Source organism: Citrobacter sp. wls708, assembly GCF_005281255.1.
Classification (GTDB): Bacteria; Pseudomonadota; Gammaproteobacteria; order Enterobacterales; family Enterobacteriaceae; genus Citrobacter; species Citrobacter werkmanii.
The window spans coordinates 82,765-95,549 of record NZ_SZXE01000043.1; the positions used below are offsets into that span (position 1 = coordinate 82,765).

The window sequence follows — 12,785 nt, forward strand, 5'->3', positions numbered from 1 at the left end:
ACATGTCTGAACAACACGTACAGGGCGCTGACGCGGTAGCCGACCTTAACAATGAACTGAAAACGCGCCGTGAGAAGCTGGCGAGCCTGCGTGAGCAGGGGATCCCGTTCCCGAACGATTTCCGTCGCGATCACACCTCAGACCAACTGCATGCTGACTTCGACGCGAAAGAAAACGAAGAGCTGGAAGCGCTGAACATTGAGGTATCCGTTGCTGGTCGTATGATGACCCGCCGTATTATGGGTAAAGCCTCATTCGTTACGCTGCAAGATGTTGGCGGCCGTATTCAGCTGTACGTTGCTCGTGACGATCTGCCGGAAGGCGTTTACAACGAGCAGTTCAAAAAATGGGATCTGGGCGATATCCTCGGCGCGAAAGGTAAGTTGTTCAAGACCAAGACCGGTGAGCTGTCCATTCATTGCACCGAGCTGCGTCTGCTGACGAAAGCGCTGCGCCCGCTGCCGGATAAATTCCACGGGCTGCAGGACCAGGAAGCGCGTTATCGTCAGCGCTATCTGGATCTCATCTCTAACGATGAATCCCGCAATACCTTTAAAGTGCGTTCACAGATTATGGCTGGCATCCGCCAGTTCATGGTGGGTCGCGGCTTTATGGAAGTAGAAACCCCGATGATGCAGGTGATCCCTGGCGGCGCGGCGGCGCGTCCGTTCATCACCCATCATAACGCGCTGGATCTGGATATGTACCTGCGTATCGCGCCGGAACTGTACCTCAAGCGTCTGGTGGTTGGCGGCTTCGAACGCGTATTCGAAATTAACCGTAACTTCCGTAACGAAGGCATCTCTGTTCGTCATAACCCAGAGTTCACCATGATGGAACTCTACATGGCGTATGCGGACTACAAAGATCTGATCGAACTGACCGAATCACTGTTCCGCACGCTGGCGCAGAACGTACTGGGAACCACCGAAGTGCCTTACGGCGAAGAAGTCTTCGACTTCGGTAAGCCGTTCGAAAAACTGACCATGCGCGAAGCGATTCAGAAATACCGCCCGGAAACCAACATGGCCGATCTGGATAACTTCGACTCTGCTAAAGCGATCGCTGAATCTATCGGCATCAAAGTTGAGAAGAGCTGGGGTCTGGGCCGTATCGTGACTGAGATCTTCGAAGAAGTCGCGGAAGCGCACCTGATTCAACCGACCTTCATTACCGAGTACCCGGCCGAAGTTTCTCCGCTGGCGCGTCGTAATGACGTAAACCCGGAAATCACCGATCGCTTTGAATTCTTCATCGGCGGACGTGAGATCGGTAACGGTTTCAGCGAGCTGAACGATGCAGAAGATCAGGCGCAGCGTTTCCAGGATCAGGTTAACGCCAAAGATGCGGGTGATGACGAGGCGATGTTCTACGACGAAGACTACGTTACCGCTCTGGAACACGGTCTGCCGCCGACTGCGGGTCTGGGTATTGGTATCGACCGTATGGTTATGCTGTTCACCAACAGCCACACCATCCGCGACGTGATCCTGTTCCCGGCGATGCGCCCGGTTAAGTAAGATGTGACATGCCCGATGGCGCTATGCTTACCTGGCCTACAATTCGCTATGTAGGCCAGGTAAGCATAGCGCCATCAGGCAATTAATTCCCGTTGGCAAACTTGCGCAGTAATTCTCGCGCCTTATCGTTTGAAGCCTGCATCACCATCCACGGGCTAAACGCCCACGGCGTTGCATCAATCCCGCTTAACACATCCTCAAGATTGCTCCACTGGTAATCCATCACTTCATCCGCATTTGGCTGTAGTTGGCTGATAAGCTGCGCGGCATAGACCGGACAAACTTCGTTCTCCATAATTCCATTGGGATCCGTAGCGCAATAACGGAAATCCGCATATACAGAGGCGAGCGCGGTAATGTCTGCGCTCAGTTCAAAACGGGCGCGGCGGATAACGGCATCTTCGGTTGTCTCCCCCGACTGCGGATGGCCACAGACAGAGTTTGTCCAGACGCCAGGCCAGGCTTTTTTGTGCAGTGAACGGCGCGTCACCAGCAGTTGTCCCTGGTCGTTAAATATCCAGCAGGAAAACGCGAGATGCAAAGGGGTGTTGAAGGTATGGGCGGCATACTTTTCCAGCATGCCTGACGGTTTATTTTGCTCGTCCAGCAAAATGACATGTTCCCCGGCCATGACAACTCCTGAAAATAAAAAATGACCCGACACAAACCCGCCGGGTCATGCACTCAGGCCACTAGGGTAGCCCATAAATGGGACAAAGGCATTACCAAAACAAGCCCTGGCAACATGTTGGCGACCGGGAAAAGTTTAATGTTACAGATACGCAAACCGGTGGCCACCATCAGCAGTCCGCCAGCACAAGAGAAATCCGCCATCATGTCAGGAGTGATCATCGGCAGGATAATCACTGCCAGCATCGCCAGCGCTACCTGAATAATGATTTGTGGGATGGCGATGGTCATAACCGCGTAGCCGAGAAGTGTGGCAAAAATCCCTGCGGTAAACAGATCGAGGATCGTTTTGATGTACAGAATTGATGGGTCGCCGCTCATCCCTTCGGTCATCGCCCCGAAAATCCCGGTGCCACTGGCGCAAAACAGTACCAGGATGGCGACAAATTTCTCTGTGAACTCTTCGTGACCCAGGCCATTAACTGGCGGCAGAACTTTGTTGATTAAACCGCGCGTGGAGCCAGCGGCTTTACCAATTCCTTTTTCCAGATGCAGCAATTCACCGAGAATGGCGCCGATCACCATTGCCAGCACCACTGCTGGCATATATTTCACTTTCAGTACCAGCGTGATACCCAGACCAACGGAGCAAAGCCCGAAAGTCATCGGCAGCGCCGTTTTCACACGTTCAGGGAGCTTGCCGCCCGCCATTGCGCCAACTAGCCCGCCAAGAATGACGGCGGAACCATTTACATATGGGCCGATTAACATTGAGAAATGTCCTGTTAAGTAAAATTTAGCTCGCCTTCACCCCAGCGGGGGATATTGTTGACTTCAAGGTCGAACAGATCGAGCGCACGATTAACGCTATGGGTGATGATGTCGTCCGCCGTTTGCGGACGCTGATACAGCGCCGGAACCGGCGGAAAGATGATCCCGCCCATTTCAGTTACTGAGGCCATATTGCGAATATGGCCGAGGTTCAGCGGCGTTTCTCTGGCCAGCAGCACCAGACGACGACGCTCTTTCAGCACCACGTCCGCCGCCCGGGTCAGCAGGTTGTCCGTCAGGCAGTGGGCGATTGCGCCCAAAGAGCGCATGGAACATGGTGCGATCAGCATCCCCAGTGTTTTAAATGAACCGCTGGAGATAGCCGCCCCCAGATCCGCGATGGGATGTACCACGTCAGCCATCGCTGTCACATCGTCCAGGCGGTAATCTGTCTCCAGTTCGCAGGTTTTTTCTGCTCCTTTTGAGACCACCAGATGGACTTCAACGGGGTGTTGGCGAAGCAACTCCAGCGCCTTAACGCCGTACTGAAACCCGGAGGCCCCACTGATCCCAATGATGATGCGTGCTGTCATGGTGGTCTCCTTTACTCGAAATCCGGCAGGAAGCGCTTCACGTCCACATCTTTAAATTTGGAACGCTGGAAGTTGTGCTTCAGGTGGAATGGCACCGTACAGTCGAAAATGGTTTTGCAGGACATTCCCTGTTGCAGGATGCTCGGGCTGTATTCCGGCACCTGTGACGGATCGAGCGGGTGGCAACGAACGCCAGGGATCGTAATGGTGTCAACATCCCCTTGGTAGCGGGTTTGCATGGCCCAGAGAACGTCGTCGCTATCGAAAATATCTACATCCTCATCCACCAGGATGACGTGCTTGAGTTCTGGGAATGCAGAGAAAGCCAGTAGAGCAGCCTGGCGCTGCCGGCCTTCATCTGTCGGAGAAGATTTTTTAAACTGCAGAATCGCCAGAAGTTTGCCACCGCCCGCCGAGTGGGCGAAAACATTGAGTAGTTTGCCCGGCATGGCGCGTTCTACCATATCCAGAATGCTGGCTTCAGTCGGAATACCGGCCATATTGACATGTTCTTCGCCAGGTCCGACGGTGGTGCGCCAGATGGGGTTAATGCGGTGAGTAACGGCTTTCACTTTGATCACCGGAATAGCCTCTTTCGCTTCGCCGGTATAACCCGGAAACTCAGGCATTGCGCGCCCGGTATGGGTGTTCTGATCTTCGCGTACGCGTGCGTTTGGCAGCAGTTCGCCTTCAATGACGATCTCCGCATGAGCGATAGCTTTTTCGTTGATGGTTTTACACTGCACCATCTCAACGGCTTTGCCGCGCAGCGCGCCCGCAATGCTCAATTCGTTGAAGCCCAGTGGGGTGGTTGGCGGCTCAAAACAGGCGGCAATTTCAATCGCCGGATCCACGCCGATGCTGATTGAAATCGGTAGCGGCTGACCTGCGGCTTCTGCTTTCATGCGGAAAGCATCAATATGGCGACCAGGGGTCAGCCACATGGACAGTTCGTCGCGGCTCTGTACACACAAGCGGTGAATGGTGATATCGGATTCGTGAGTTTCCGGGTCTGAGGCGTAGCACAGGCCCATGGTAATATAGGGACCAGCGTCTTCTTCTGTATTGGTCGGAGCGGGTAATAGTTTACGCAGATCGAAATCGGCATCGCTCGCCAGATGCACCACTTCCTGACATTCCGCCGCGCCCTGAGTCATGACTGGCGCTATGGCGTTTTCCACAGAATCTTTCAGCAGATGCCCTAGTTTTGCTGGTTCGCACTGCAGAAAATGGCTGACGCGCTGGCGCGAACCGTTGAGGCCAATTGCCACGCTGATATCGTGAAATCCTTTGATTTTATTAAATACCATCACCGGCCCGTTCTTGCGGGTCGGGCGCTGGCAGGTTCCGCCCGCGCCCACATAACGATACACCCCAGAGAGTTCCGCGTGCGGGTCGACTTCGGTATCGGTTTCAACGTATTCACCGGGAAGTGTTTTCAGTAGTTGGAGCGCAGAGCGTAAATCATGCACCGTTGAGGGAGATTTGTTATCAGTATTTGCCATGGGATGGTTCCTTCGGAAAAGATGTTTCGTTGTCTGCACAATATTTTCCGTGGCGCTTTTACACAAATACCGTTTACCGGATAGTTAGTAGATCAAAAAAGTTTATTTTAATGACCTGTTAAATAATGATTAATTAACATGAGATGTAGCGGGCTGGCTTTTTATTTTTTTGGGTAAGTGTGATACTGGCGATACGTTAAACCACGGGTGATGATGATGGATTTAAAGCGCTTACGGTATTTTTGTCGGGTGGTGGAACAAGGGTCGGTCAGCCAGGCGGCGAAATCGTTGAACATGGCGCAACCCCCCCTCAGCAAGCGGATTCAGGAGCTGGAAGAAGAACTTCAGGTCTCGCTCTTTGTTCGCCGTGGAAATCGTATTGAACCCACGGAGGCCGGTTTTTTTCTCTATCGCAAAGGATGTGAAATATTACGTCAGGTGGAGGATACCGCCAGGGAAACGACAGATATTGCACAAAAAAACAGAGCCGAATTAAGAATAGGTTTAACTCATCTCTACCAGAACTATTTTAAAGCACTGTTGATGGAAGTTTACCGACGTAATCCGGATACGGCGATCAATATTTCTGTTACCGACTCCAGCCATCTTGAGACATTATTAACGGAAGGGGGAATCGATATTGCTTTAATACAGCGTCCCTATCGCAGTGAAGGCTTTGATTATGTGTCGTTTGATCCGATTAAGCTGGTGGCGGTAATTAATAAAAAATGCCTGCCGGGCCCTCCTGCAAATCCCTATAACTACACTGCGCTGGCGGAGATGCCGTTGGTGCTGCTGCATCGGGCAAAGGATTCAGGGACTTACGAGATGCTGATGGATCTGTTTCGTAAATCCGGAGTAAGCGCAAAAGTGATCATGCATATTACGCAACCGGGGGTCATTCTCGACTGGCTGGAGTCCGGCCTTGAGGCTGCGACGTTATTACCGTCTTCGGAAGTCGATGCTGATAAACTTAGCCAATGTTACGTGGTAGACGTTTTTCCTTCGCCACAAATATTTTATCCTGCGCTGGTGAAATTACCCTCTATGCCTTATCTACCCGCGTTAATGGATATTATCGCACAGGGATATCCGTTTAACCCTACCGATTGAAGCGTAGCGATTGGGGATCGTCCGGCTGGCTGGTATGATAATGACCTCTGATTTCGAGGTAAACGTTGTGTTGAGTGCAGAATGGCTGATGAATAAACGTTTTTATATCACGATAATGTTGGTGAGCAGCCTGATCCTGGCAGGGTGTTCCAGTTCATCTGATTCCGGTTCCACGTATACTGTGAAGCGCGGTGATACGCTGTACGCCATTTCACGCTCTACTGGCACCAGCGTTCGGGATCTCGCCCGTCTGAACAACATTTCCCCCCCTTATACCATTGAGGTGGGGCAAAAGCTGAAGCTTAACGGTGATGCGAAAACCAGTACAACAGCGCGTAAAGCAACCGCGAAATCCTCGAGCAAATCTTCTACCAAAACGGCTGCCGTCAGACCGTCTTCTTCTGTACCTCAGTCGTCCTGGCCGCCGGTAGGACAACGCTGCTGGCAGTGGCCCGCCAGCGGTAAGGTGATCCTGCCTTATTCCACGGCGGACGGCGGTAATAAGGGCATTGATATTTCTGCTGCACGCGGTACGCCGATTTATGCGGCCGGAGCCGGGAAAGTGGTCTATGTCGGCAATCAACTGCGGGGCTATGGCAACCTCATCATGATTAAGCACAGTGAGGATTACATCACTGCCTATGCGCATAATGACACCATGCTGGTGAACAACGGTCAAAACGTGAAAGCCGGGCAGAAGATCGCCACGATGGGCAGCACGGATGCGACGACGGTGCGTCTGCATTTCCAGATCCGTTATCGCGCAACGGCTATCGATCCGCTGCGTTATTTACCGCCGCAGGGCAGTAAGCCAAAATGCTGACGGTGAATTAATCGCCAGTCAGTCGGTTCGTCCCTTGCCAAGAAGAGCGTAAGGTTTATAATCCCTTACGCACTTCAATGCGGGCGTAGTTCAATGGTAGAACGAGAGCTTCCCAAGCTCTATACGAGGGTTCGATTCCCTTCGCCCGCTCCAAAGTCACTTCCCTTGATGTTTCCCTCTGCTCTGCCTGATTTCCACCTGCGACAATTCTTTTTTTACCGAAAATCAATGCGTTGACTTCCTCTGCTGATGCCGTGGGAGAGTTCTCATCGGTCATACACTCGTTGCCCAACGGTGGGTTACAGCTGAGTAAACTTGTTGATCCAGGGGCTGCTATTTTCGCCTGACCACAGATGTAATATCAGCTGGCGGAATTTTTCCGCCGCAGGACTAAGGGTTGTTTCACTGCGTTTTACCAGGCCAAGCGTACGGCGTATGACGGGTTCTATCAGTGGACGACTAACAAGGATGTGATGTTCATCGGCCGGCATCGCCAGACTGGGAACGACAGACACACCGAGACCCGCTTCCACCATCCCTAGTGACGTCGAAAGATGACGCACTTCATAAAACCAGTTAGGTTTCCAGGCCATTTTCTCGAAAGCCTGATCGATCAGCGATCGGTTTCCGCTGGAGCGTCTTACCCCAATCAGCTTCATACCGGCCAGATCGTCCCAGGTTACCAGCGATTTATTTGCCAGCTCATTGTCGCGTCGGCATGCCAGAACGAAGGGTTCGTTCACCAGCGGCGCAAAATCGATATTTGGATGTGTGACGTTTATCATATTTATGCCGAAATCTGCGTCGCCATTTAATACTGCTTCCAGGCAATCGCTGGCGCTGTGCTCCAGTATGCGGATTCGGATGTTTGGGTAGTCATTGTTGTAATCTCGTATCACTGAAGGCAGAAAATAGAACGCGGCAGTAGGGATACAGGAAACCGTAATAACACCTGCCTGATGTGTCGCCATCTCTTTAATACTGAGGATGGAACTTTCATAAAAATCTATTAAATTCTTAGCCTTAGGTAAAAATTCTCTTCCTACTGTCGTGAGCTTAACGCTGCGCGTAGAGCGTTCAAACAGCGTGGTTCCCAGGCTATCTTCCAGTTTCTGAATTCTGCGTGTTAAAGCAGGTTGTGAAATGTGAAAAAATTGGGATGCTTTTGTAAAGCATCCGATTTCTGCAATTTTTACAAACGCTTGTATCCCCTGTAGTTCATGCGGCATAGCTGTATCCCATTCTCGCTTTTATATAACCACCATAACGCACGGGCTATTAATGTGCAAAACGTATTAATCCTGCTTTTTTTGGCATTAGAGTTATCAACCGGAGTGTGAAAACCTTATAGCGTTCCTGACAAAAGCGAAGTGAGATAAACATATGTTAAAGATCCCTTGCGTATTAATGCGTGGCGGTACGTCAAAAGGGCCGGTGATTCTGGCCAGCGACCTGCCTGCGGAAACAGAAGCGCGTGACGCAGTTTTACTCAGTTTGATGGGGGCAGGCCATGAACTCGAAATTGACGGTATTGGCGGTGGAAGTCCGCAAACCAGTAAGGTAGCGATAGTTAGCACTTCAGAAAGTCCTGACGCGGATGTGGATTACCTGTTTGCACAGGTGATGGTGAATGAACGTCGTGTCGATACCACGCCTAACTGCGGCAATATGCTCTGTGCGGTCGGTCCCTTTGCTATTGAAAAGGGGCTGGTGAAGGCGCAAAGCCCGGTAACGACGGTGCGGATCCGCAATCTCAATACCGGAACGCTGGTCGATGCAGAAGTGCAAACGCCTGATTATCGGGTGGTGTACGAAGGCGATACCCAGATTGATGGAGTCCCGGGGACCGCCGCGCCCATAGGCTTAACTTTCCTGAACTCTGCGGGTTCTAAAACGGGGAAATTGTTGCCGACGGACAGTGCGACAAACGTCTTCGACGGTATTGAAGTCACCTGTATAGATATGGCGATGCCGATGGTATTGATTGACGCTTCAGCTTTGGGAAAAACAGGAGGGGAATCTCCTGCAGAATTAGATGGCGATAAGGCATTTAAAGAAAAGCTGGAAAGTCTGCGTCGTCAGGCTGGCGCAGCTATGGGCTTAGGGGATGTGACAAACAAGGTGATCCCTAAACCGGTTCTTCTCAGCCCGGCGCGTAACGGCGGAACGATTCAGGTACGGTATTTCATGCCGCACACATGCCATAAATCACTGGCGATTACCGGCTCGATTGGTATTTCGACCGCAACGCTGATTGAAGGCTCCGTCGCGGCAAAAATTGTCGCCGATCGTCCAAAGGGGCTCTTCACTAATATCATCGATATTGAACACCCAAGTGGAAAAATATCCGTGTCCTTATTGAAGGAAGGTAACAATATCGAAAAAACCCGTGCCGCAGTGATACGTACTTCACGCAAGTTGTTTGAGGGTGCCGTATGTGTACCGGAAAAAATGCTCACTGAAGTTGCGTAAATAAAATTTAAATAAAAAACATCTGCCTTAAAAAATTACACTCTGTACCTTAACAATAATACCGAGGTTATTATGGCGTTAACTCATGCTAACAATACCCTGAAAGCTTCAGATTCTGTAAAAGCCGGAGCGCATATTCGCGTGATTCTGGCCCTGGCATTATCCGGGCTTGCAGAGCTTGCTTCTCTGTTTTTTATTCAGCCACTGCTTCCGACGCTTGCTGTGGAATATAATGTTCCTGTCAGCCAGGTGAGTATTATCTTATCAGCAGAAACGGCGTTGCTGGCTATTGGATTGCTGTTTACCGGGACATTATCCGATCATTATGGCAGAAAACGGTTAATTGTTGTCTCCCTCCTGTTAGGCGGTATTCTTACGCTGCTCTGTCCGCTGATGGAATCCTGGGCGATGCTGGTGGCGCTACGTGCGGTAATTGGTCTGGCGCTGAGTGGTATCGCTGCGGCGGCCACTGCCTACATCAGTGAAGAAGTCGCCCCGGTGGCGGCAGGTATCGTAACGGGATATTTTGTCTTCGGTAACTCCATGGGCGGCATGTCCGGTCGTATTGTTGCCAGCCAACTTATTGATCACGTTTCAATAAATGCCATCTTTTACGGTTTTGCGGCCAGCTTGATTGTGGTTGCCATTCTGGTTAAGTTTTTACTGCCTGAATCTAAAAACTTCACCCCAACGCAAAACCTTAACATTACGCGTATGGTGAAAGGGGCTGCATCGCATTTCAAAAACAAAAATCTGGCGCTGGCTTTTGTTATCAGCTTCATTATTTTCGGCGCATTTACCTCGCTTTATAACTATCTGGCCTTCTTCCTGAAAGGCGAGCCGTTCCATATTTCACCGGCAAACGCAGGTCTGCTCTCCTTTAGCTTCGCCCTGAGTTTCTTTACGGCTCCGCAGGCTGGTCGTTTAAGTGCGAAATATGGCGCGATGAAAGTATTGCGTGTGCTTTTTCTGATCATGGCCTTAGGCATGCTGCTGACGCTGACGTCGAATGTCATCACCTTTATTGTTGGCGCGGTGATTTTTACCGGCTGTTTCTTCGGCTGTCACTCTATTGGTTTGAGCTGGGTAAGTAAAAATGCAACGCATGCAAGAGGCCAGGCCGTTGCACTCTATTTATTCTTTTACTACATGGGCGGTTCGGTGATTGGTTTTATCAACGGTTTTGTTTTCCATTCACTGGGCTGGATGGGGATGACCGGGTTGATTCTGGTATTGCTTGCCATTGGCGTTGTCGTGGCAACGTATCTGGCATCCGGTCCAAAACCGGTACTGGTGCCCGCCCAGTCCGCAGAATAAAAAGTTTGGCAATTTGTTCACGCCTCAGGGCGTAAACAAAAAACAGGTATGTATATCAATCGGGTGTCATCATGAAATTAGCAAGTTATATTCATCAGGGCCGTAAAAGCTACGGGATTTATACAGAATTCGGCGTTATCGATTTGGGTAATAAAATCGGCCATCAATATGCGACGTTGAAAGACCTTCTTCAATGGGATGCTGTTGACGTCGCAAGGCAATACAACGATTGCCCTGTGGATATTACGCTTGAAGATATTACCTTTTTGCCCGTTATCGAAGAGCCAGGAAAGATTTTCTGCGTTGGGATGAATTACGCTGAAAAAAGAAAAGAGTTTGCCGAGACGAATAATGCCCCGACGCTGTTTATCCGTTTTCCTGATTCACAAACTGGTCATGCCCAACCTGTGCTTAAACCTGAGTTGTCGAGAGAATTCGATTATGAGGGCGAGCTGGCTGTCATCATTGGTAAACCGGGCACCCGAATTGATGTAAATAACGCGCTCGATCATGTCGCGGGATACAGCTGCTATATGGATGGCTCCGTTCGTGACTGGCAGCACGCGTGGTTTACCGCCGGTAAAAACTGGAAGCAAACCGGCGCTTTTGGCCCCTATATGACTACAGCGGATGAGATACCCGATCCTCATGCGTTGACCATCCATACTTGGCTGAATGGCATGCTGGTTCAGAACGACTCCACTGGTAGCATGATCCACAAAGTGGCAGATCTTATCGCCTATATCAGCACATTCACCTCCCTCAGCGCCGGTGACGTCATTATTACGGGTTCGCCTGGCGGCGTCGGTAAAAAACGCAATCCTCCGTTATTTATGCACGATGGCGATCGGGTTGAAGTTGAAATCGAAAATATTGGTCGTCTGATTAATACCATTGTGGAAGCCCAACCGCAGCAAGAAGCGTTGCTTGTTTAGACGGTCAGGAGAGAGACGATGTACACCGCCAGAACGCCAGAATTTGAGGTTATAAAAGCCGGTAATGCTCAGGCCAGAGAGGAGGTTGCCCGCTTCCTGGCACGCAACGGTTTAGGCATTGATGACGATATCTCGCAATTTATTGTTGCACTCTACCAGCGTCAGATTATTGCCTGCACCGGTATTGCGGGTAACACCTTAAAATGCATCGCAGTGGATTCCGGGTGGCGTGGCTCGTCGTTAATCCTGACGTTAATTCATGAGGCCGAACTTCTGGCGGCACAAAACGGCGAACATCAGCTCTTTCTTTTTACCTGTCCGGATAATGTGAAGTCGTTTCGCGGATGCGGATTCTATCCGCTTGTCACCGTCAATAACTGTGCGGCATTAATGGAGAATACGCCGGTTGGTATTCATCGTTACTGCAGCCAGTTGCGTAGCCACCATTTCGTGCCGGGGAAAAATATTGGCGCGATCGTGATGAACGCGAATCCATTCACGCTGGGCCATCAATATCTTATTGAGCATGCGGCAAGCCAGTGCGACTGGCTCCATGTTTTCGTGGTTCAGGAAGATGTCTCCGCTTTTTCGTTTAAAGAACGGTTTGCGATGGTCAGGGACGGATCGCGGCATCTGAAAAATGTCACTGTTCATCCGGGGTCTGCCTATATTATTTCGCGCGGGACCTTCCCAGGCTATTTCCTGAAAGATAAGCAGGTGATAGATAAAGTCTACGCGGCAATTGATCTTATGCTGTTCAGAAATTACATCGCACCTGCGCTGAATATCACTCATCGTTTTGTGGGGACGGAGCCATTCTGTCAGTTAACCGCAGAATATAACCGGGCGATGCATCACTGGCTGGAAAATGCAACGAGCACAGCGGCCTGTATTCACGTACACGAAATAGAACGAAGAACGGATGGTAATGATGTGCCGGTCTCTGCTTCAGCCGTTCGTCGTTTATTAAAAGAAAACCAAATTGCTGCCGCCAGTCGTATGGTGCCTGCCACCACGCGCGCGTTTCTGAATAACGGGGGACAGCATCAGCCTCGTTTATCCGAATCGTTGTCGGCAGCGGTTTAACCGCATTATCACAGGAAAAC

Annotated in this window: 13 protein-coding genes and 1 tRNA gene; 8 read left to right on the plus strand and 6 right to left on the minus strand. The window is 50.7% G+C overall.

What is annotated here, in order from left to right; all coding sequences use genetic code 11:
* The first annotated feature begins 2 nt into the window (after window positions 1-2).
* Window positions 3-1,520: a lysine--tRNA ligase gene (gene lysS, locus FDW97_RS21675; RefSeq protein ID WP_006686909.1), complete on the plus strand. Its 1,518-nt coding sequence runs from the start codon at window positions 3-5 to the stop codon at window positions 1,518-1,520.
* Window positions 1,521-1,602: 82 nt separating this feature from the next.
* Here the strand turns inward: lysS and idi are convergent, their stop codons facing one another.
* From idi to FDW97_RS23715, 5 genes are all read right to left on the minus strand, one after another.
* Window positions 1,603-2,151, minus strand: coding sequence for an isopentenyl-diphosphate Delta-isomerase (gene idi / locus FDW97_RS21680; protein WP_069324823.1), 549 nt, complete (start codon window positions 2,149-2,151; stop codon window positions 1,603-1,605).
* 53 nt (window positions 2,152-2,204) lie between these two features.
* Entirely contained in the window at window positions 2,205-2,921 is a 717-nt protein-coding gene (locus FDW97_RS21685; RefSeq protein WP_038633463.1) for a DUF554 domain-containing protein, read from the minus strand.
* Window positions 2,922-2,935: 14 nt separating this feature from the next.
* On the minus strand, window positions 2,936-3,514 hold the full coding sequence (locus FDW97_RS21690) for a UbiX family flavin prenyltransferase (protein ID WP_137351608.1): 579 nt from the start codon (window positions 3,512-3,514) through the stop codon (window positions 2,936-2,938).
* Window positions 3,515-3,525: 11 nt separating this feature from the next.
* Window positions 3,526-5,019, minus strand: coding sequence for a UbiD family decarboxylase (locus tag FDW97_RS21695; RefSeq protein ID WP_137351609.1), 1,494 nt, complete (start codon window positions 5,017-5,019; stop codon window positions 3,526-3,528).
* Between the two features lie 161 nt (window positions 5,020-5,180).
* Window positions 5,181-5,315: a hypothetical protein gene (locus FDW97_RS23715; RefSeq protein WP_255366011.1), complete on the minus strand. Its 135-nt coding sequence runs from the start codon at window positions 5,313-5,315 to the stop codon at window positions 5,181-5,183.
* On the opposite strand from FDW97_RS23715, the gene FDW97_RS21700 reads away from it, so the two are divergent.
* The 3 genes from FDW97_RS21700 to FDW97_RS21710 all read left to right on the plus strand — a co-directional run bounded on the left by FDW97_RS21700 (window position 5,272) and on the right by FDW97_RS21710 (window position 7,108).
* Complete coding sequence (locus FDW97_RS21700) at window positions 5,272-6,132, plus strand: LysR family transcriptional regulator (protein WP_239177474.1); 861 nt, start codon at window positions 5,272-5,274, stop codon at window positions 6,130-6,132. The two genes, FDW97_RS23715 and FDW97_RS21700, sit on opposite strands and share 44 nt — an antisense overlap.
* An 88-nt stretch (window positions 6,133-6,220) precedes the next feature.
* On the plus strand, window positions 6,221-6,955 hold the full coding sequence (actS, locus tag FDW97_RS21705) for an amidase activator ActS (RefSeq protein ID WP_038642856.1): 735 nt from the start codon (window positions 6,221-6,223) through the stop codon (window positions 6,953-6,955).
* 79 nt (window positions 6,956-7,034) lie between these two features.
* Window positions 7,035-7,108 (plus strand) — tRNA-Gly (locus FDW97_RS21710).
* Window positions 7,109-7,254: 146 nt separating this feature from the next.
* Here FDW97_RS21710 and FDW97_RS21715 read toward each other — a convergent pair.
* Window positions 7,255-8,184, minus strand: a complete 930-nt coding sequence (locus FDW97_RS21715; protein ID WP_085048772.1) for a LysR family transcriptional regulator — start codon at window positions 8,182-8,184, stop codon at window positions 7,255-7,257.
* A 154-nt stretch (window positions 8,185-8,338) separates the two neighbouring features.
* Between FDW97_RS21715 and FDW97_RS21720 the strand changes: the two genes are divergently transcribed.
* From FDW97_RS21720 to citC, 4 genes are all read left to right on the plus strand, one after another.
* A complete protein-coding gene (locus FDW97_RS21720) occupies window positions 8,339-9,427 on the plus strand; it encodes a 4-oxalomesaconate tautomerase (RefSeq protein WP_038633446.1) in 1,089 nt (362 codons plus the stop codon).
* A gap of 72 nt (window positions 9,428-9,499) precedes the next feature.
* Window positions 9,500-10,744, plus strand: a complete 1,245-nt coding sequence (locus tag FDW97_RS21725) for an MFS transporter (RefSeq protein ID WP_085048773.1) — start codon at window positions 9,500-9,502, stop codon at window positions 10,742-10,744.
* A 71-nt stretch (window positions 10,745-10,815) separates the two neighbouring features.
* Window positions 10,816-11,679 carry a fumarylacetoacetate hydrolase family protein gene (locus FDW97_RS21730; RefSeq protein WP_137351610.1) on the plus strand — a complete coding sequence of 288 codons (864 nt, stop codon included), beginning with the start codon at window positions 10,816-10,818 and terminating at the stop codon, window positions 11,677-11,679.
* Window positions 11,680-11,697: 18 nt separating this feature from the next.
* Window positions 11,698-12,765 carry a [citrate (pro-3S)-lyase] ligase gene (citC, locus tag FDW97_RS21735; RefSeq protein WP_110496926.1) on the plus strand — a complete coding sequence of 356 codons (1,068 nt, stop codon included), beginning with the start codon at window positions 11,698-11,700 and terminating at the stop codon, window positions 12,763-12,765.
* Window positions 12,766-12,785 lie beyond the last annotated feature (20 nt).